Annotated in this window: 17 protein-coding genes; 11 read left to right on the top strand and 6 right to left on the bottom strand. The window is 46.1% G+C overall.

What is annotated here, in order from left to right; genetic code table 11:
* Positions 1-12: 12 nt before the first annotated feature.
* The 5 genes from H509_RS0108080 to acnA all read right to left on the bottom strand — a co-directional run bounded on the left by H509_RS0108080 (position 13) and on the right by acnA (position 5,059).
* Positions 13-531: a phage tail protein gene (locus tag H509_RS0108080; protein ID WP_028544640.1), complete on the bottom strand. Its 519-nt coding sequence runs from the start codon at positions 529-531 to the stop codon at positions 13-15.
* Positions 532-549: 18 nt separating this feature from the next.
* A complete protein-coding gene (locus tag H509_RS0108075; RefSeq protein ID WP_028544639.1) occupies positions 550-1,053 on the bottom strand; it encodes a phage tail protein in 504 nt (167 codons plus the stop codon).
* A gap of 28 nt (positions 1,054-1,081) precedes the next feature.
* Entirely contained in the window at positions 1,082-1,582 is a 501-nt protein-coding gene (locus tag H509_RS0108070) for a phage tail protein (protein ID WP_028544638.1), read from the bottom strand.
* 1 nt (position 1,583) lies between these two features.
* A complete protein-coding gene (locus H509_RS26715; protein ID WP_051286890.1) occupies positions 1,584-2,090 on the bottom strand; it encodes a GNAT family N-acetyltransferase in 507 nt (168 codons plus the stop codon).
* A 242-nt stretch (positions 2,091-2,332) separates the two neighbouring features.
* Positions 2,333-5,059 (bottom strand): aconitate hydratase AcnA, encoded by a 2,727-nt coding sequence (acnA, locus tag H509_RS0108060; RefSeq protein ID WP_028544637.1) that lies wholly within the window; start codon positions 5,057-5,059, stop codon positions 2,333-2,335.
* Positions 5,060-5,435: 376 nt separating this feature from the next.
* On the opposite strand from acnA, the gene H509_RS0108055 reads away from it, so the two are divergent.
* From H509_RS0108055 to H509_RS0108020, 8 genes are all read left to right on the top strand, one after another.
* On the top strand, positions 5,436-6,431 hold the full coding sequence (locus H509_RS0108055; protein ID WP_028544636.1) for an amidase domain-containing protein: 996 nt from the start codon (positions 5,436-5,438) through the stop codon (positions 6,429-6,431).
* Between the two features lie 102 nt (positions 6,432-6,533).
* Positions 6,534-7,643 carry a D-alanine--D-alanine ligase gene (locus H509_RS0108050; RefSeq protein ID WP_028544635.1) on the top strand — a complete coding sequence of 370 codons (1,110 nt, stop codon included), beginning with the start codon at positions 6,534-6,536 and terminating at the stop codon, positions 7,641-7,643.
* A gap of 252 nt (positions 7,644-7,895) precedes the next feature.
* Positions 7,896-8,687 carry a hypothetical protein gene (locus H509_RS0108045; RefSeq protein ID WP_028544634.1) on the top strand — a complete coding sequence of 264 codons (792 nt, stop codon included), beginning with the start codon at positions 7,896-7,898 and terminating at the stop codon, positions 8,685-8,687.
* Positions 8,688-8,967: 280 nt separating this feature from the next.
* On the top strand, positions 8,968-9,420 hold the full coding sequence (locus H509_RS0108040) for a hypothetical protein (protein ID WP_028544633.1): 453 nt from the start codon (positions 8,968-8,970) through the stop codon (positions 9,418-9,420).
* Between the two features lie 183 nt (positions 9,421-9,603).
* Positions 9,604-9,927 carry a hypothetical protein gene (locus H509_RS0108035; RefSeq protein ID WP_028544632.1) on the top strand — a complete coding sequence of 108 codons (324 nt, stop codon included), beginning with the start codon at positions 9,604-9,606 and terminating at the stop codon, positions 9,925-9,927.
* A gap of 463 nt (positions 9,928-10,390) precedes the next feature.
* Positions 10,391-11,353, top strand: coding sequence for an ABC transporter permease (locus H509_RS0108030; protein WP_028544631.1), 963 nt, complete (start codon positions 10,391-10,393; stop codon positions 11,351-11,353).
* A gap of 15 nt (positions 11,354-11,368) precedes the next feature.
* Positions 11,369-12,283, top strand: a complete 915-nt coding sequence (locus tag H509_RS0108025; protein ID WP_028544630.1) for a carbohydrate ABC transporter permease — start codon at positions 11,369-11,371, stop codon at positions 12,281-12,283.
* Between the two features lie 185 nt (positions 12,284-12,468).
* Complete coding sequence (locus tag H509_RS0108020) at positions 12,469-14,094, top strand: extracellular solute-binding protein (RefSeq protein WP_211234317.1); 1,626 nt, start codon at positions 12,469-12,471, stop codon at positions 14,092-14,094.
* A gap of 147 nt (positions 14,095-14,241) precedes the next feature.
* On the opposite strand, the gene H509_RS0108015 is transcribed toward H509_RS0108020, so the two are convergent.
* Positions 14,242-16,521, bottom strand: a complete 2,280-nt coding sequence (locus H509_RS0108015) for a helix-turn-helix domain-containing protein (RefSeq protein ID WP_028544628.1) — start codon at positions 16,519-16,521, stop codon at positions 14,242-14,244.
* A 282-nt stretch (positions 16,522-16,803) separates the two neighbouring features.
* On the opposite strand from H509_RS0108015, the gene H509_RS0108010 reads away from it, so the two are divergent.
* The 3 genes from H509_RS0108010 to H509_RS0108000 all read left to right on the top strand — a co-directional run bounded on the left by H509_RS0108010 (position 16,804) and on the right by H509_RS0108000 (position 20,465).
* Entirely contained in the window at positions 16,804-17,808 is a 1,005-nt protein-coding gene (locus H509_RS0108010) for an asparaginase (protein ID WP_028544627.1), read from the top strand.
* An 89-nt stretch (positions 17,809-17,897) separates the two neighbouring features.
* Positions 17,898-19,358, top strand: coding sequence for a M17 family metallopeptidase (locus H509_RS0108005; protein WP_036696734.1), 1,461 nt, complete (start codon positions 17,898-17,900; stop codon positions 19,356-19,358).
* 78 nt (positions 19,359-19,436) lie between these two features.
* Complete coding sequence (locus H509_RS0108000; protein WP_028544625.1) at positions 19,437-20,465, top strand: carbohydrate-binding family 9-like protein; 1,029 nt, start codon at positions 19,437-19,439, stop codon at positions 20,463-20,465.
* Positions 20,466-20,479: the final 14 nt, after the last annotated feature.

The following is a 20,479-nucleotide window of genomic DNA, read 5'->3' as shown; positions in this document are numbered from 1 at the left end:
CAGACTGCACAACTAACTTCTTGGCGGGAAAACCCCTTCCAAAGCAATAATATAATTCATTACCAAATAAGGCTGCATGTTGTTATGCGACTGGCTTCCACCGGCTGGCTGTACAGCGTACGGAGACATCGATACATCTGCTGTGCTTTGGTACAGATTGGGCCGTGGCTTTTTGGAAGACTCCGCCCATAGGTTGGGAGAGGGCAGCTCTTGATTTGCTCCTTTGGTAAATTGCGGTGTATGTGTGTGCGACGGTATTTCCGTTTCCAATAGGGTCACAGTTTCGCTGCCGCCGGTGCTGCCGAGCGGGTATTCACTTAGAGCAGGTCCTGCTCCTTGATGAATGGGCGCTTTGCCCTGCATATTAGGCAGTGCAAAGGTGTTCTTGCCATCCCCACCATACGTTGTTCCTAGTATGGCATACAGCGCTGAATATGATCTGATGTTTAGAAGCTGTCCGTTGCATAAAGCCCAACCTACAGGCGCAAAGTTACCTGCGAATATTCTAATTTCACCTACAAATGGATCCATAAATGTGTCCTCCTCCGATTAGCTGCGGCTAGGATAAATACCAACAATTGCAATGCAGAATTGTAAGCTAAGGTAAGGCTGCATATTGTTATGCGGTTGGCTGCCTCCTACTGGAGCAAGGGCAGAAGCAGACATGTTGCTCGGAGCAGCCGCCACAGGTACGTAGCTGTCAGCAACTCCTGCTGCCCATACGTTGTCCTGCGCGGATGGGAGTGAAGGCGGTTGTGAACTCGCGCGAGCTATATGTACATGCGCAGGCATTTCATTAATCGTTAGAGTATGCGTCGCTTCCCCTTGAGATTGCCCTAGCGTATGTGATGAACTTGTATGAATAGGGACTCTTCCTTTCAAGTTGGGTAGTGCAAAGGTCGTTCTACCATCGCCGCCATAAGTTGTACCGACTAGTGAAAATAAGGCCTGATTGTTATTAATGCTAAGTATTTGTCCTTCACAAGGCAACCAGCCTTTAGGGGCAAAGCCATATGGGAAAAGACGGATTTCGGCCAAAAAGGGTTCTGACACAAGAATTCCTCCTTCTATGAATTGTAGTTTAGCTTTGACTAGGAAAGATACCGAATAGTGAAATGATAAAATTGACTGTGAGATAAGGCATGATGTTGTTATGAGGCTGATTGCCGCCTGCTGGCAGTATGCTTGCAGGACTCATCGTGCCCACAGGTGCTTGGTCCCCGTAAATGGCGCTGCCAGGAGCCGCCCATGTGGCGTTCGCAGGGCTCTGCTGCGTCGCCTGCTCATTTGTTGAGACGATGCTATGGCTATGACTTGGAAGTTGCGTCGCCGTAAGTGTCACCGTCTCGGTTCCGCCTCTGCTGCCAAGCGGATACGTGGGCGTGTTATGAATCGGTACACGACCACGAAGGTCAGGCAGCGCAAATGTGGTCTGCCCATCGCCACCATAAGTAGTGCCAAGCAGTATAAATAAAATTTCATTTTCCGAAATGGATAACAGTTGCCCATTACACAGCGCCCAGCCTTGAGGGGCGTAACTGCCTGAGAACATACGAATTTCACCAACATAAGGTTCAGCCATATTAATCTCCTTTCAAATAAGCGCCATCTATGGCGGTTGGTATGTATTCCATCGGAACATAAGGATATTGCACGACAGGCTGGGACTCAAAGCCTAGCTTGTCATACCACATTATCGCCTTTCCTTGCAGGTCTGCATGCAAATAAATAGAACGACCGGTATTATAAGCCGTTTGCATCATAGTGCGCAGGAGGTGGGTCCCGTGGCCCTGACCTTGATGTTCTGGAACGATAGCGATATCTAAGATGTGAATACGAGCTGCATCTTGATGGAGAATAAGTCGACCGATTGGTCGATTGTCCAGTTCAAGGATGCTGCACTTTAATTGGGGGTATCGCTGCTGATAGGTGTGCAGTTGATATGTTAATTGCTGTTGGATAAACGCTTCAAGCTCCAGTGCAGGCCAGTTCCATGCTGCAAGCTCATCTCTCTTGACGGTAGCAGCCAATTCGAACAAGAGCGGGTGATCTGGCTCGACAAGCCTTGTGACAGCGCCGATTACAAGCACCTCATTTCATCGTTAGATTCATAATATGAATAGTACAAAGCTAATTGTAACAAAAGTGCGTCGTTCTGTGTCAAAAAACGGAAAAAATATAATAAAAAAATGAATAATTATGCTTATGTCTAGTTATTTAGTAGGAATAGGAGTATTTAGAGGTGGTGGGAGATAGTCGGTGCTGCTGTCAGCACACACAACAAAGCACCTGCGGTTAGTTCCGCAGGTGCTGTTCTAATGGAGATAAGCTATTAAGCGTGAGTACGCTCACTGGCAATCATTTGACGAAGTACGGTTTGCAAGATACCACCGTTGTGATAGTAGTCTACATCCACCATGCTATCAAGTCGGACGATAGCGTTAAATTCAAATGTGGTCCCGTCCTCGCGTGTAGCCGTCACTCGCACTTCTTGACCTGGCTGTACGTCATTGGACAAGCCTACGATATCAAATTTCTCGCGTCCAGTAATGCCTAGCGCCTGCCAGCTTTGGCCTTCTTGGAATTGTAACGGAAGTACACCCATGCCAACCAAGTTGGAACGGTGAATCCGCTCAAAGCTTTCTGCGATGACAGCTTTGATGCCAAGCAGGAACGTACCTTTAGCAGCCCAGTCGCGGGAGCTGCCTGTTCCATACTCCTTACCAGCAATAACGACTAGGTTATTGTTTGCCGCTTGATACTTCATGGAAGCATCATAGATCGACATAACGGCATTATCAGGCAGGTAAGTGGTGACACCGCCCTCTGTACCAGGCGCAACTTGGTTGCGGATACGGATGTTTGCGAATGTACCACGCATCATCACCTCGTGATTCCCGCGGCGGGAACCGTACGAGTTAAAGTCTTCGCGTTTCACACCATGCTTGATCAAGTATTCGCCGCCAGGGCTGTCCGCCTTAATGTTACCTGCTGGAGAGATGTGGTCTGTCGTAACGGAATCGCCCATTAAAGCAAGGACATTGGCATTTTTAATATCTGCAATATCAGTCAGGCCATCTCCTAAGTTCGAGAAGAACGGCGGGTTCTGAATATAGGTAGAGTTCTCGTCCCACTCGTACAGTTCACCTTGCGGCACAGGGATAGAGTTCCAACGTTCATTTTGTGTAAATACGTGCTCATATTTATCACGGAACATCTGTGGTGTAATCGCTTGGGCTACTGCCTGCTTGATTTCATCGTTAGATGGCCAGATGTCCTTCAAGTATACAGGCTGATCGTTCTGATCATAACCGATCGGGTCGTTAGCCAAGTCAATGTTCACCGTACCAGCCAGCGCATAAGCAACAACAAGCGGCGGAGAAGCGAGATAGTTAGCTTTCACTTGCGCGTGAACACGGCCCTCAAAGTTACGGTTACCAGACAATACTGCCGCTACGGTCATGTCATTGTCTGTGATTGCCTTGCCGACTTCATCTGGCAGTGGGCCAGAGTTGCCGATACAAGTTGCGCAGCCATAACCTGCGACGTGGAAGCCAAGTGCTTCAAGCGGATCAATGAGCCCGGCTTTCTTCAAATATTCGGTTACAACTAGTGATCCTGGCGTCAGGCTGCTCTTCACGTATGCTGGTTTCTTCAAGCCACGCTCAACCGCTTTTTTGGCTACTAGGCCCGCACCAATCATGACGCTCGGGTTGGATGTGTTCGTACAGCTCGTAATCGCTGCAATGACAACAGCACCAGTACCGAACTTGCTTACTTGACCGTTCGGGTGAGAAACCGTTACTTCTTCTGCAATCTTCTCATCTGATAAGCCATAGCCGCCCTTATCGATAGGTGTACGAATGATGTCGTTGAAGGCTTGCTTCATGTTAGCCATCTCAACACGGTCTTGAGGACGCTTTGGTCCTGCCAAGCTTGGTACGATAGAACCAAGATCCAGCTCAATCGCATCCGTAAATATAGGATCTGCTGTTTCATCGGTACGGAACATACCTTGCGCACGATAATAGGCTTCAACCAGCTCAATCTGATCTTCCGTGCGGCCTGTGCTGCGCATATAGTTTAACGTTTCGCTATCTACGGGGAAGAACCCGACGGTAGCGCCATATTCTGGGGCCATATTGGCTACTGTAGCGCGGTCAGCCAAGCTGATGTTGGACAATCCTGGTCCGTAAAACTCTACAAACTTGCCAACAACGCCTTTTTTACGCAAAATTTGTGTTACTGTCAGCGCCAAATCAGTCGCTGTAGCGCCTTCAGCCAATGTACCTGTCAACTTGAAGCCGATAACTTCAGGGGTTACGAAATAAAGCGGCTGACCAAGCATACCGGCTTCAGCTTCTATACCGCCGACACCCCAGCCCACTACACCGAGACCATTAATCATCGTTGTATGAGAGTCTGTTCCTACAAGTGAATCCGGGAATACTTCAGTTGCGCCGTCAACTGTCTTGGTTGCTGCAACGGAAGCCAAATACTCCAGATTGACTTGGTGAACGATACCTGTTGCAGGTGGAACTGCGCGGAAATTATCAAACGCAGTCTGCGCCCAACGAAGGAAACGATAACGCTCTTCGTTGCGTTCAAACTCTACGTTCATGTTATATTCAAGTGCATCCTTTGTGCCAAACGCGTCAACCATGACAGAGTGATCAATGACGAGATCAACAGGCACGAGCGGATTGATTTGTTTTGGATCACCGCCCGCTTTCTTAACGGTATCACGCATCGCCGCGAGGTCAACAACGACAGGCACGCCTGTAAAGTCTTGCAGAACGATACGTGCCGGAATAAACGGGATTTCCTTGTTCTCGTCACGACCTTCAGCCCAATTAGCAATTTGAGCGACATGTTCTGAAGTAATCGCGTGGCCATCAAATTGACGGATGGCAGCTTCGAGGAGCACCTTAATCGAAAACGGCAGGCGGGACACGCCATTAAATCCTTGTGTTTCAAGGGCCTCCAAGCTGTAGTAACGGTAAGACTTGGCTCCGACGCTTAGATCACGGGCAGCGGAGAATGCATCTGTTCTTGCCATAATAGTACCTCCTTCATGGTTGTGTTAATGACTGGTCGAGCGGGTTTGATGTAAAGTAGGGTAACTCATCCAAATTTTTGTACACGTTTCACTAGATGAAACATGATTTCATGTTTTTATTCGTACTCTCAGTATAGCGTTTATTAGAAATTTGGTAAAGGTTTTTTGCTGCAAAATAATGCCTAAATATTTGTTCCGTTTTAACATTATGCCAACTTCATCATGACCTCATCATGTGATCTACATGACCCGCATACAATGAACTATCTAATTAAGCTTGGGTGGGCATGCTCCTTCTATATCGAGCGCCATGCCTGTCTAATGAAGAAACGTTCTATTAAAGAGACACAAGACGCGGATCAAGGAGGCGTGAATGATGCGGCAGGCATGGAAAAATACGCTCTATTTATATGTAGATCAGCATAATCGGCATGAGGTGGATGATCGGCATCAGACACTCCATGCCCCAATTACAGATATGGACTACACACTGCGAATGAGTGAACGAAGCAGACGTTTAAAGCGTTGGTACCGGGAACGCGACACATCTCCTCTCAAAAGTCAAACCAAAGCGAAGCTGATCCGAACACGCGAGGGAGAAGGCGAAGTAACGGTAGATATGGAGTTCCATGTACAGCGAGAGGCCGATCAGCAAGGAACAACTTTTGTTGAAGAACGGATTGATCGCGAGCGCATTACGTTGACTAGAGAAGGGAAAAGCTGGATTATATCACAGATTGACCATCCACAGATGGAGCGGCATATGCGCAACATTCAACTCGGGACAGAGCAGGAGCAGGGCGCATTATCACCTCCACTGCCCTACTTGAATATGGATGTGCTAGGAGCAGTGAAGACGGCAAAATCGTCACCTTATCTTAGGGAGAAGGCAGTCCAATATGCGGAGCAATGGTGGAATGAGTCAAACCCGAGATTTTTGTCATTTGAGGTCGATTGCACCAATTATGTCTCCCAATGTCTCTTTGCAGGTGGGGCGCCTATGAACTATACTGGTAGGAGAGAATCAGGTTGGTGGTATAAAGGCATGGTTAATGGCAGCGAAGGCTGGAGTTACAGCTGGGCTGTATCAAACAGTATGGAGCGGCTTTTAACCTCCAGTACGACAGGCCTTCGGGCTGTCGCTGTTAAGCATGCAAGTGATTTGCAGTTGGGTGACGTTATTGCTTATGATTGGGATGGCGACGGCCACTACCAGCACAATACGATTGTGACCGCATTTGATAAGAATGGAATGCCGCTGGTTAACGCACATACGAACAACAGCAGGCACCGTTATTGGGATTATCAAGATTCCTATGCGTGGACAGAAGCGACTCAGTATCGCTTTTTTCATATAACTGACTTCTTCTGACTGAACAGGCTGGACACGTTCCGATTAGCGGGCTGGTAGCGGGCAGGACGGATGACGTCATAAGAGAGAACTATTGGCGCTATAGCGCTGACGGAGGGACTTATGGGACAACAAAGAATAATGCGCATCGGCATCGTGTACGGCGGCAAGTCGGGAGAGCATGAGGTATCTTTATCGACTGCTTTTGCGGTTATGAATGCATTTGATTATGACAAATATGAGCTTGTACCTTTCTTTATTACACGATCGGGGGAATGGCGTGTCGGTGAGCCGCTGCATGCACCATTTCAGGACATAGCGGAACTGACGCTGCTTTCATCGAGTGGTGGAACTGTACGAGCAATGGAATTGCTATTTGCGGGCTTGGATAGCAGCAGAGAAGCTGTGCCAAACAAGACGCTTGATGTTATCTTCCCGTTACTGCATGGTACTAATGGAGAAGATGGTACGATTCAAGGGTTGTTTGAGATGGCGAACCTGCCGTATGTAGGAGCAGGCGTGCTTGCTTCCTCTGTAGGGATGGACAAAGCCTTTATGAAGCAGGCATTTGCCCATGCCGATATTCCACAATGCAAGTATGTGCACTTTATCGTAAGCGAGTGGAAACGTGAGCGTGAACAGGTGCTGCTTCATACCGAAGCGGAGCTAGGTTATCCTTGCTTCGTTAAGCCGGCAAATCTGGGTTCTTCGGTTGGTATATCCAAGGCGCGCAATCGCGCAGAACTGATCGCCTCCATTGAACTGGCTCTGCAATACGATCGAAAAGTTATCGTGGAAGAGTTTGTGGATGCACGAGAGATTGAAGTGAGTGTTCTGGGCAACGACGATCCTAAGCCTTCTGTGCCGGGTGAAATTATTTCGGCGCACGAATTTTACGATTATAAGGCCAAGTACACAGACGGCAAGTCCAGCATGGCGATACCGGCACCGATAGACAGTGAATTGACGGAGCGTATTCGTGAGCTTGCGGTAAAGGCCTATCGTGCGATCGATGGATCAGGCTTGGCGCGTATTGATTTCTTCGTACGCCGCTCGGATATGGAAGTATTTATTAATGAAGTAAATACGTTGCCTGGATTTACACCGTACAGCATGTATCCGCTGATGTGGAAAGAAACTGGCCTGCCATATCAGGATTTATTGGATCAATTGATTCAGCTTGCGCTTGATCGCTTTGAGGCGAAACAACAGCTTCATTATGAAAGTGTGTAATTTCATTAACTGCACTTATTATATGTACAATTAACAAATAATACTCTTTATGTGGGCAAGAAGCTGGATGAACGTTACCAGTGCCCATGTAAGGGGTATTTTTATGTTCATTTTTCCGTATTTGTGCACGTTAATGAAATTTAATGTTTTGCTCATAATTTATTAAGAAGAGCTGCTAACGCTAGTGTTATGCCGTGGCAGATTTGGATTGCATCCAAAAAGCCATGAGTAAGTGAAGCAGGAGGATTAAAAATGAAAAAGAACATACGGTGTTTGGTGGTGGTCGCTTTTTTGAGCGTGCTGTTGCCTGTTGAAGCTTGGGCAAACGATAACAAGCCTGAGGGCATTTGGATTGAAGCTTCACAACTCTCTGAGAAGGTGCCAGATACAAAGTATATGCATGGTGCCAGAAAGGTCAGAATGATGGACGTGGATAAGGCTTTCGAATCGCTCGGACTTGGTGAAGATGCAAGGAAGAGGGCAATATCGAAAGGCCAATCATTAGTTGAATTCGCTGCTGCTAGTGGCGTATCGCGCAGCCAACTTCTACAAGCACTGCGCGGTCAGTTGGAGCAGCAGCTGCAACAGGAAGTGAAGCAGGGCACAATGACAACTGAGCAGGCTGCTCAAATCAAGGTATCGATGACAGCAAGGCTGGAACGGATGATTGATCGTAAGTATAGCCCAGCAGAATTGGCAAAGCGAGAAAGCAAACGGAAAATATTTAAAGACTCGCTGCATGCGGTGTTTGGACAAATCGGTCTTAGTCAGATGGAAGTAAGAAAAGCAGCGGCAGCAGGACAGTCTCTGGGTGACATGGCGGCAGCTAAAGGCGTAAGTAAGGCGAAGCTCAAATTGATGCTAAAGTCGCAGGTTGAGCAGCGAGTTGAAGTAGAAGTAACGAGTGGCAGGCTGACCGCGGAGGAAGGTGCCCGGACGAAAACTAAAATACTTTCACACATGGACAGATGGATTGAGGGGTATCACTACAATCGGAACAACACGCACGGAAAACCAATGAAGAAGGTAGAGCCGAATGTGTAAAATGTAAATAACGGATAACGCTAACTTCACGTTGCGTACAATGGAGGTCGTAACTGCCAACTGTTGTACGCTATTTTTATATGTTTTTAAGGTTGGATTCAGGTTTAGCTAAGAAGTGACCCCTATACTGGGCTTATTCAGTGAAGTTGCTGCGCATTTGCTAAGCATAGGGAGTTAACAGTACCTAATTTCATAGGTATTGTCTAACATGGAATAGTACAATTTTATTTTGTCGGATTATTAATAAACAATCGAAATAGAACTGTGGAGGACAAACGCTATGACGAAGTACGCTAAACTTATAGCCATTACGATTTTGTTAGGGATGTTGATTCCAGCTAACGCTTATGCGGAAACAACTGCATCTACATCCTCATTGTCAAAAGATAAAACAACGATAAAAGCAGCAGCTTTGAATCAGCGTACAGATGCGGCAGCTCGCACAGCTCGAAATAAGCAGCCAGCTGCTACAGTTAACGTAAGCAAGCAGTTGATGATGCTTGGACTTGCACACGATGCGTTATGCCAAGCTATGCAGAACGGTAAGTCGCTCGGTGAATATGCAAGTGATCAGGGGATTGAGCCAGAGCCGCTGAAACGAGCTATGACATTGGAAATGGAGCATCAGCTGTATGAACAAGTCCAGCATCATCAGCTCTCTACGGAGCAGAGAGCCAAGCTTCAGCAGCACATGACACAGCGAATTGAGCGCATAATTGATGCTAAGAAGTAGCAACTGTTTTTGATTGAACATATGGAAAATCTACATCAGGTGTCCGTCAGTGCTTGGTTTGGAGCAGTGGTTTACATCGTTAATGAAGTCGGCCGTCATTGACTAGTCGAAGCAAGATCGGTTTGCCTTCTTTTCTGTATTCATGGTTCAATAGAATGAAAAACAGGTAAAGGGGCGGTGAAGATGGGATTTTCTACGGAGTTTAATTCAGTATGTAAATTCAAGACCGATCAGGAACTGTACGAGCTGCTAGAGTACGGGCGTGGCAAAATGAAAAAAACGGGGCTGCGTATTTTCCCGACGGGTCAAAAAGTGATTGCCTATAGTTCTGCTAATGTGGCTGTTGCGATTGTCAAAATTGTGGCCTCGATAGCCGAGATCAATTTTCAAGGCGAGGAAGTAACAGAGGTGGAGATGGAATTGATTCGGAAGTTAACACCAGAAGAGTCTCATGTGCAGACTGCTCTCGCATACGAAATGTTTTTCGGCGAGCCGAATCGCAAGTAAACAAGGTTCGCTGGAGCGCCAATTGTCACGGAGGAATGTGACAATTGGCGCTTTTTGTGTTGGCAAAAGCGAGTGCAAATTCGGCTTATTGACAACAAAATAAACACATTCAGCCACAACGAAAGCGTTGTCATTTTAGTGTTAATAGTCCCGAAAACCCTTACGCAACAAAGGTTTCAGCTATAAAAGGTGAGAAGCGAAAACGACATATTTACGATGTGTAAAGAAGTGGCCTACAATTATCAATGTAAGCGCTAGCAGCAATGCAATCTCAAAATGCTTAACTGTTAAAAGTCGAGCAACAGGGTGACGTTGATGAGCTTACTTTTTGGGCGAAGCAGCGATTTCACTCTATGTTGTAACCGCTTTCTATCGTGAAGGCTAGCTGCTTCCATTATAGATGGATGGAGAAATGGACAGAGAAAAGAGAAAGCCTAACATTCGAAAGGAGGGAGTGGACACGATGCAAGAAAACGCACAAGGAGCACTTTCAGCCAACGTGATTCCGAATCCGGGCAAGAACAACAAGACAGTGTGGAAGAGGATGCTTCAGAACTGGGAGCTTTACTTATTTATAGCACCCGCATTTCTGTACTTTCTTATTTTCCATTATGGTCCGATGTATGGCATTCAGATTGCGTTTAAGAACTTTATCCCGACAAAGGGAATCTGGGGCAGCCCGTGGGTTGGATTCGACCACTTTACGCGCTTTTTTGAGTCGTATTACTTCTGGGATTTGTTGTGGAACACGCTTAGCATTAGCTTATACGAGCTTGCAGTTGGGTTTCCGCTGCCGATTATTTTGGCCTTAGCATTTAATGAGGTCAAGGATGGCTTCTTCAAACGAAGCGTACAAACGATTACTTATGCACCACATTTCATTTCTGTTGTCGTTATGGCAGGTATAATAATCACCTTTTTGTCGCCGTCTACCGGCATTATCAATCATATTATTCAGTTTTTAGGGTTTGATCCTGTTAACTTTTTAACGGAACCGGCCTGGTTTAAAACCTTGTATGTGTTGTCGGGTGTCTGGCAAGGGACTGGGTGGGGCACGATTATTTATCTGGCTGCATTATCAGGCGTAGATCCACAGCTTCATGAAGCAGCGATTGTAGACGGCGCAAGCCGGTTTAAACGGATTTTGCATATTAATATTCCGGCCATTACACCTACGATTACCATTTTGCTTATCTTGAACATGGGTAGCATTTTAGGTGTCGGCTTCGAGAAAATTTTGCTCCTGCAAAACTCGCTTAATATGGGTGCATCTGACGTCATTTCAACTTTTGTGTACCGTTCCGGTCTTGTAGATGCACAGTACAGCTTTTCGACCGCAGTAGGATTGTTTAACTCAGTCGTAAACGCCATTTTGCTAATTACCGTTAACCAAATTGCACGACGCACCGGCAATAGCTTGTGGTAGAAGGAGGGTGGCTATATGGCAGCCGTAGCTGTAAAGGAATCAAGAGGAGATAAAATATTCGTAATTTTAAACTACATTTACTTATCAATCGCACTTCTTATCGTATTGTATCCTGTGCTGTATATCATAAGCGCGTCTATAAGTGATCCGAAGTATGTAAACTCGGGTGAAATGTGGCTGTTACCAAAGGGCATCACATTTGAAGGATATGTAAGAGTATTTGAAAATTCAAAAATATGGTCTGGTTATGGCAATACGATTCTGTATACGACCGTCGGCACGTTAGTTAACTTGTTTGTAACCTTGCCAGCAGCTTATAGCTTAAGTCGAAGCGATTTCGTTGGACGTGGTTTTTTTATGGGGATGTTTATGGTCACGATGTTCTTTGGTGGTGGTTTGGTTCCTGGTTACCTGCTAGTTAAAAATTTAGGTATGATAAACAGCATGTGGGCACTTATTTTGCCTGGTGCAGCATCCGTGTGGAACATTATTGTGGCCAGAACGTTTTTCCAGTCAACTATACCAAAAGAGCTGCAAGAGGCAGCACATATTGACGGTTGCACCAATATGCGTTTGTTTATTAAAATCGTACTTCCGCTCTCTGCGCCGATCATTGCTGTTATGGCTTTGTTCTACGGAGTAGGGCATTGGAACAGCTACTTTAGTGCCCTCATTTATTTGAATGAGGAATCGAAGTATCCTCTGCAAATGATATTACGCCAAATTCTTGTGCTGCAAGAAATGTCAGCCGAAACAACTGGCGCTGCCATCAACGCATCGGTAGCTTCTGCATTGAACAATAAAGCGGATGCGGCATCACTCTTGAAATATGCGGTCATCATTGTATCTACCTTGCCTGTCGTCGCTGTTTATCCATTTTTGCAGCGCTACTTCGTACAAGGAGTCATGATTGGATCTGTAAAAGGTTGATTTTCGGGTGGAAGTTACCGATATCTTAAAGCAAGCCTAACCAAAGACTCGTCTATGAATCACCGTGTAAGGCCAAATAGCACGATTGAAACAAAAGGTTATGTAATAACGTAGGCTATTGCCTATGATTATTATAGATGCTTGTGCCATTGCAAGAAAGACCACACAAAAGGGAGGATCTTTACATGCAAAAAGGAAGCAATGCGGTCATGGGACACAAAAAGATATGGGCAATGTTATTATCCATGACTCTTCTCATCTCATTATTGTCTGGCTGCGGCGGTTCATCCGACAAAGCTGCGGAAAATGGAAGCACAGGCAGTGAGGCAAGCGCCAATCTGAATATGGAAGGCTTCCCGATCGTTAAAGAACCAATCACGTTAACGATGATGGGGCAAGACGTAGGGATGCAAAATTGGCAAGACATGGAGTTCTTCAAACAGATGCAAGAAAAGACCGGCATTAAGTTTGATTTCCGTAATGCGCCGCTAGACAGCTTTGATACGAAGCGCAACCTTGTATTTGCGAGTGGTGATTATCCTGACGTATTTTTCTCCGGCCAATTGAAAGCGGCTGATGAAGTGAATTACGGTGGCCAAGGCGTACTTATTCCGCTCGAAGGGTTGATCGACAAGTATGCACCTAATTTGAAAAAAATACTGGATGAGCATCCTGACATCCGCAAGTCAATTACTACACCAGACGGTCACATTTATGCTTTGCCAAACATCGATCTTGATGCGGGCTGGTATCGGGGGCCCCTCTGGTACAACGGGAAGTTCCTGAAAGCGCTAGGTATAGATAAAGTGCCGTCTACCACGGAAGAATTGTATACCTATTTGAAACGAGTCAAAGATGAAGATCCAAATGGCAACGGTAAAAAGGATGAAATTCCATTTGTGTCCGTCAAGCTTGATGATGTACGCATGTGGCTGCTAGGCTCATGGGGTATCTTTAATGAACAAATTTATGCGGATAGAGAAGATAAAGTGCATTACACGCCGATGGAGCCTGGATATAAACAATATCTTACATTCTTGAACCGTCTTTGGAATGATGGCTTGCTTGATAAAGAAACGTTCTCCCAAACAGACGAGCAGAAAAAAGCAAAAGGGAAAAACAACCAAGTGGCCTTGTTCGCTGACTACCATGCTTACTTTACATTAGGTGGCGATCCTAGCCAAGACGATCCGATGTATGCGCCTGTAAAAAGTGAAGTAGTCGGTTCACCGGTAGCTGCCAAGCATCCTGGACTTGTCAGAGGTGTATTTGCGATTACGAACAAAAATAAGCATCCAGAAGCGACGATGCGTTGGGTTGACTATCTTTACTCAACTGAAGGAGCGGACCTGATTAGCAGCGGACCAGAAGGTGTATTGTGGAAATATACCAATAAAGCAGATTTTACGAAAGAGAAGTTGGAAGTGCCTGGCGGTAAAGACCGTGAGGAATATCGTGCCACATTAACACCGGATTATGGCGTAGTACTGCCAAAAGTAAGTAATGAAGATACGAAACGTGGCTTTGAGGACGACTTCGCACGTTGGTTGAAAAAAGAAACATCCGAGAAAATAGATCCAATTAGCAAAGTACCGTTCCCAAGTGTGTACCTGTCTCAGGACGAACAAAGTGAAGCATCTGCTAAGCTGTCTGATCTGGATACTTACGTCAAGCAGATGGAAGCGAAGTTTGTTACGGGCCAAGAGCCGTTAAGCAACTGGGATAAATATATCGAGACATGCAAAAAGATGGGTGGCGAACGTGTCGCTGAAATTTACCAAGCCGCATATGATCGCTGGAAGCAAGGATAAGTACAAGTACAAGCTGGAAGTACAAGTACAAGCTGGAAGTACATCTGCAAGCTTCTTCACAAACTACCCCCTAGTTTGTTAAAGAATCAAATCCCCGGGATGAGTGTTCATCTCGGGGATTTGACTTAGCAGGTCAATCGAATGGTGCTAAACATCTTCGGCTGTGCTGGCAATCTCGTCTGACGCAAAAAGTTTGCGGTATTGCCCAGGTGTGTGGCCGGTCTCTTTTTTGAACTTGCGGATGAAATTAGGTGTGTCCAAATAACCGACACGGTTGATGATGTCCTTCAAGGAATCAGTAGTCGTCAACAATTGCCGAATCACTTCCTCCATACGCTTCTGCCAAATGTATTGCGAGAAGTTCGTGCCTACCTTCTCCTTGAAAGAACGGCTGAAATAGGAGGATGAAATCGCATACTTGAGTGAGATCGTTTCCAGGCTCAGCGTGTAATCGGTGTAGTGCTCATCGATATACGCTACGATCTGATCCATTAAGGAACGTTCTTCTTTATCTGTTTTTTGCTCCACTTGCGAGCAGATTTGGGATGCGAGTCGCAGCAGCTTCTGCTCCAATTCTTCCAGTGAATCAAAGGAAGTTATATTGGGCAGGTCTTGTACGACATCATTAATGCCCATTTCAGAGGCCGTTTTCAGCATCGTATTTAAAATGTCAAAACAGATGCAGCGCAGCAGTGGTACGGTCAGCTTCTCGTTTTTTACGTTAGCAAGTGCGTTGCCAACCATATGAATAGCAACATCGTGGCTGCCTTGCTTTAAGCTTTGGGCTAGCTTTAAGAGCACATCCTTTGGTATCCAGAACGCATGATCTTGCGTATAGGAAAGTTTATCAAAGAAGGTAACGCTGCCCTTGCCATTTACCATCCGGCATTCAAATGCAGATGAAGCTTCAATATAAGACTGGTTTAATTGCTCCAAAGTGGTGTAGCAGGTGCCTACACCGATGGCAGGAATCAAATTGGAACTTTCCATCACGCTAATACGCAGAGCCTCAACGATCTGTTCCATCCGTATGTTTACCGGTATGGCCAGCTCAGTCGTAAAGCTGATAAGAAGGGCCAACTGGTCAGGTTGAGGCAGCTCAACACCATAAGCATGGGCTTCATATTCCGGAATTTCGACTTCAGTCAGCAGTTCCATAATGACTTGTCGCTCATGAAGGTCGTCTTGAAGTCCTGGCGTAACGTCCCATCCCATATGAATGACAAAGTGGTGGGTACGATCCAACTGGATGCCAAGTTTGTCCATCAAATCACGATTCATATAGCTTGCATTACCGTGCTTTAACATCATAAACAAATATTGATTACGTGCGTAAGGTTCCTGAATGTCTACACGAGAACTGTAGTCGTGCAGCGTTTTTTGAATCCACTCCAGCTCATTACTGGCTGGCGAAGGTGTTCCGGATACGGATTCCGTATTTAGCTTGGCGTACTCCATCAGATTAAATATCGGATGATATTGCCTTCTGGCCAGCATTATGGCGATAACGGTACCTGCTAGCACTACAATACAGAACACATACACAATAATTGTCTGGATATGGAAAATTCGACTAAAAAACTGTGCGCTCGGCATGGAGGTCACATACGTCCAGCCATTGACCTCTGACTTGATCGAGACGACAGAGTGCTGTTCATGGTTTAGCGTCATGCTATGAATGCCAGGACCTAGCGCAGATAGCAGCTCAATGTCCTGTTTGGAATTTAAAGCACCTTGATTGTTAGCGGCCAAGATTTGACCGTTTGTATCAAAGATATAACTGTTGCCTTGAAAATTGTCCAGAATGGACTCAATCAGACCAGTCAGCATAGACTCATTTATCCAGTACATGATCGTGGCGTGTGGATAAGGGCTATTTGGAGTTATCGGTACCAAATAGGCGAGCTTGGATTCCTGCACGGAGTTCCGATTGACCAATTCCGCCGGACGTATCGTTGGCACATTCATATGGTTTAAGTCCTGAACGAATGCTTCTTTTGTCCAATTGTGGAACATGTAGGACTTGGTGAATACGTCCAGATTCGTTAACCCTTGTGAGGAGTATATGACGTTGTCTCCTCTAAAATAAAGGAACAGCTCGTCGATAATAGCACTGGTCACTTTATATTTATCTAACGCGTTAATGGCATCTCTACTGAAGTAAGGATGATGAACCTGATAAGAGCTTAACTGCTCATCAAAAGCGATACGTGTTGCAATATTTTGCAGCTCTTTCATCCGATCGTCGATTGACTTTTTAGCTTGGGTTAACTGGTTCACATTCGTTTGTTCGATCTCGGATCGCAAATTGTTGACAGCATTTTGATATATAAAGACAGTCAGGATGACCAACGGGATGAGACAGATCGACAAATAAGAAACGATGTATTTGAGCAGCAGCTTGGACTTAAAGTGATTCCATTTCATGTAGCGCCTCCTGCATGTCTTTGTGAATGGTATTCCACAGCTTCGTGAAAACGCATTCCTTACTGAAAATATTAGGGGAGCGCGTGTGATAAATCAATGGATTTTATATTTTTGGTCGTGAAATAGATCAGAAGATTCATTTTTGAAAGCTTCGTTTAGGAGGCAAGCAGGAAAATATTTAGGCAATAAGGAATTGTTGTACAACTCTAAAAATGGGGTTGACGTTCCAGACGCAGGTTCACGGCGAAGTAGCGGGACAAAAACGATGGAGGTATAGCAAGTATGAAGCCATTTACGGAGCTAGTGAAGGAGTATCGTGCAGGTGTACTGGAAAATGTGCATTACGGTGCAGTTTGCGTAGTTAACGAAACAGGGGAAGTCATTTATAAGGCGGGGGATCCGGAGCATGTCGTATTTCTCAGATCAGCGGCCAAACCTTTCCAAGCTATCCCCGTCATGAAGCGCCGTGTGGATCATGTATACGGTCTGACGGGGGAAGAGGCCTCTCTATTTGCGGCCTCACACAGAGGAGAGGCGTTTCATATTGCGGCATTGGCGTCAATCGCACAAAAGACGGGCATATCAGAAGAGCAGCTATATTGTTGCCCTTCGCTTCCCCTTAACGAACAAGCAAAGGCAGAACGTATTATGAACGGCGAGACTAAGCGCCGTATTTTTCACAATTGCGCTGGCAAGCATTTGGGACTTCTTGCTTTATGTAAACAGATGGGCTGGGACGAGAAGTCTTATTATGAACTGGAGCATCCCGTTCAACAAGAGATTTTATCGGTTGTTTCCGCAATGACAGAGGTTCCTAAGGAACGGATAGCGGTTGGTGTAGACGGCTGTGGTTTGCCTATTCATGCAGTGCCTTTGCATACGATTGGCCGCGCTTATTTGAAGCTTGCTTGTCCTGACTTGATTCGTGAACATGATATCCGCGAGGCCGCAGAGCGAATAGCTTCACTGATGAACGAAAATCCGACTATGATTGCGGATACTCACTTTGTGTGTTCGGCGCTTTTGCAGGATGCTAACATTTCGGCGAAAGGGGGAGCGAAGGGAGTATACGGCATCGGCTTGAGAAAAGAACGGCTTGGTATCGCGTTAAAGGTATCTGATGGGTCTGAACAGGTGTGGCCTTGTATAATCGCTTCAATTCTTGAACGTCTTGGCTATGACCAGAAAGATACGATAGCTAGGCTGTACGAGATCGTGCCAAATACGATTTATAATGATGGCGGCTTCATTGTTGGGGAGCGAGAAGCGGTGTTTGAATGGGCGTAAAAGGGCACATGATCGGGTGTACAACAACACTATTTCGTAACCAGTGAAATCGCTTGGACTTCAATGGGATAAGTAGGAGGATAAATCGGATGATTGTGATTGCAGAGGGTTGCTGTGATGCTGCTGTTGTACAGCTCCATATACAGGATGACAGTGAAGATTTCCATTGGCCACTTCCGGCAGGGAAATGGCGGGTGGGAGAGCATTTGTTGTTCTACAGCCGTTCCGCTGAAGAGCCGACCCTCATGGTCATTCACATGGGTAATCGAAGGGGATGCACACGTGAAATAGTGAAGCGGGCTGCAAGTTCGGCAGCACGCAAGCTTCGGATGGACGGATTTGAAAGTGCTCGTTTGATGCCTGTGTCAGCACGTGCAAGAACATTATTTGGAATATCATCAGAAGAATGGTTGACAGCTTGGGCCGAAGGCTGGCTCCTTGGAAACTATCAATTTCAACAGTATAAGACTGCATTAGCGGAGTCACAGCCAGTATATTTACAGGTAGATCGCGAATTGTTCTCGACAATGTCCGTATCCATGTTGGAGCATGCGGTGCATACAGCCAAAATTCGTGCCCAAGGGAATATATTGGCGCGTGACCTCGTAAATGAGCCTGCAAACACGCTATTTCCCGGGGAATTTGTCGAGCGTATCGTGTCGCATTTCAAAGCTGCTGAAGGGGTGCAAACCTATGTGTATCAAGGTGAGGAACTAGTTCAGCAGCAGATGAACGGCTTGATCGCAGTAGGTGCAGGAAGCAAGCATCCGCCTGCTATGGTCCAAATGCGTTATACGACAGATCCGGAACTGCCGCTGCTTGCACTGATTGGCAAAGGAATCACGTTTGATATGGGCGGAATGAACATCAAGCATGGCAACGATATTAGCGATGCGCGAATGGATATGGGAGGAGCTGCCGCGGTCATTGGTGCGTTGGACATCGTGGTATCAAATAAGCTCAACGTAAATATAGTCGCCTTAATTCCAATCGCAGAAAATATACCGGATGCTAAGGCGCTGCTGCCTTCTTCGATTATACATTATCCGAATAACATGACCGTGCAGGTAGGCAATACAGATGGCGAAGGACGGCTTATACTGGCAGATGCACTTCTACATGCAGAGCGTCTCGGAGCAAAGCAAGTTATCGATATTGCGACGCTGACAGGTAATGTAGGCGCAGCCTTAGGTCTTGGTATCGCCGGGATATGGGGCGATGAGCAAATGAGCGCACATTTGGTAGAAGCAGGTGAGAAGTGCGGGGAAAGATTGTGGCCAATGCCGTTAATGGACGAATACGAATGTTACTTGCACAGTGACTATGCGGATATAAACAATACAAGCTCTTCGCCATTGGCTGGGGCGATAACAGCTGCTTTGTTTTTGCGCCGCTTTGTTGCCACCGGTATGACTTGGACGCACATTGATATGGCGGGAACATCACAATACAAGGCCGAGACGGCTTATGCTGCTGCCGGGGCGAGCGGGTATGGTGCTTGTTTGTTGGCTGATTATGTGGCAGCGAGGGCTAGTTGTCGAGAGAAATAGAGGATAAGCAGCACGAAGAGCGTACGAAGGCAGTCCATTCCTTATTTTATCCAAGAGGAGATGAAGGTTTGTATGACGATAAATAGAAGCCATGTACCAGAGCCTGTTATTGCTGAATATGCTCCCGAACATTATATATGTAAACGTGCAAGCGAGCCGCTTGTAATTGACGGTCGTTTGGATAAGCCTTTTTGGGAAGCAGCGGCTTGGACGAATGATTTTGTAGATATTGAGGGTGATATTAAGCCACTTCCTACCAAGCGAACTCGACTAAAAATGCTTTGGGATGATCAATATTTTTATTTTGGTGCAGAGATGGAAGAAGAGCAAATTTGGGCTACGCTGACCGAACGAGACTCGGTTATTTTCCATGACAACGACTTTGAAATTTTTATCGATCCCGATGGCGATACGCACAATTATTATGAATTCGAGATTAATGCTTTAAATACGGTATGGGATCTGCTCCTTCCAAAGCCTTATCGGGATGGGGGGCCGCCTATTAATGGATGGGATATTAAAGGGCTCCAGACAGCAGTTCATATTGATGGCGAACTAAACAATCCGCATGCGTTAAATCGGAAATGGAGTGTCGAGGTGGCAATGCCGTGGAGCTCCTTGAGAGAATGCGCCGCAGAAGGCCGCATGCCAAGGCACGGTGAATTTTGGCGTGTCAATTTCTCACGTGTCGAATGGCATGTTGACATTGTAGAGGGGCAATATGTCAAAAGGCGACACCCAGATAGCGGACAAACATTGCCAGAACAGAACTGGGTATGGAGCAGTATGGGCATTGTGAACATGCATTATCCGGAACTGTGGGGCTATGTTTGGTTTACGGAGGAAGCAGATGCTTCATTTGAGCTACCCTTGGATGAACAGTCAAAATGGCAGCTGCGAAAAATATATTATCGGCAACGCCAATATTATGAACTGCACGGCCAGTTCTGTGGTGAACTAGTAACACTTCAGAAGGACGAACAATGGTCTGAAGCTGATCACATCAAGCTTGCGACAACAGGAGCACTATTTGAGGCCTCGGTGCCGTCAACGGATGGATGCACGAGGTTGTACATTCGGGAAGATGGCAAGACGTGGCGAGAATGACAGATGGAAATACA

It is taken from the genome of Paenibacillus taiwanensis DSM 18679 (assembly GCF_000425125.1).
Taxonomy (GTDB): domain Bacteria; phylum Bacillota; class Bacilli; order Paenibacillales; family Paenibacillaceae; genus Paenibacillus_B; species Paenibacillus_B taiwanensis.
This window is presented reverse-complemented; position numbering and strand designations above follow the sequence as displayed.

Coding starts and splice junctions, on each gene's coding strand:
- H509_RS0108080 (WP_028544640.1), bottom strand. CDS start 531: ATGGATCCATTTGTAGGTGAAATTAGAATATTCGCAGGTAACTTTGCG.
- H509_RS0108070 (WP_028544638.1), bottom strand. CDS start 1,582: ATGGCTGAACCTTATGTTGGTGAAATTCGTATGTTCTCAGGCAGTTAC.
- acnA (WP_028544637.1), bottom strand. CDS start 5,059: ATGGCAAGAACAGATGCATTCTCCGCTGCCCGTGATCTAAGCGTCGGA.
- H509_RS0108055 (WP_028544636.1), top strand. CDS start 5,436: ATGCGGCAGGCATGGAAAAATACGCTCTATTTATATGTAGATCAGCAT.
- H509_RS0108050 (WP_028544635.1), top strand. CDS start 6,534: ATGGGACAACAAAGAATAATGCGCATCGGCATCGTGTACGGCGGCAAG.
- H509_RS0108045 (WP_028544634.1), top strand. CDS start 7,896: ATGAAAAAGAACATACGGTGTTTGGTGGTGGTCGCTTTTTTGAGCGTG.
- H509_RS0108040 (WP_028544633.1), top strand. CDS start 8,968: ATGACGAAGTACGCTAAACTTATAGCCATTACGATTTTGTTAGGGATG.
- H509_RS0108035 (WP_028544632.1), top strand. CDS start 9,604: ATGGGATTTTCTACGGAGTTTAATTCAGTATGTAAATTCAAGACCGAT.
- H509_RS0108030 (WP_028544631.1), top strand. CDS start 10,391: ATGCAAGAAAACGCACAAGGAGCACTTTCAGCCAACGTGATTCCGAAT.
- H509_RS0108025 (WP_028544630.1), top strand. CDS start 11,369: ATGGCAGCCGTAGCTGTAAAGGAATCAAGAGGAGATAAAATATTCGTA.
- H509_RS0108020 (WP_211234317.1), top strand. CDS start 12,469: ATGCAAAAAGGAAGCAATGCGGTCATGGGACACAAAAAGATATGGGCA.
- H509_RS0108015 (WP_028544628.1), bottom strand. CDS start 16,521: ATGAAATGGAATCACTTTAAGTCCAAGCTGCTGCTCAAATACATCGTT.
- H509_RS0108010 (WP_028544627.1), top strand. CDS start 16,804: ATGAAGCCATTTACGGAGCTAGTGAAGGAGTATCGTGCAGGTGTACTG.
- H509_RS0108005 (WP_036696734.1), top strand. CDS start 17,898: ATGATTGTGATTGCAGAGGGTTGCTGTGATGCTGCTGTTGTACAGCTC.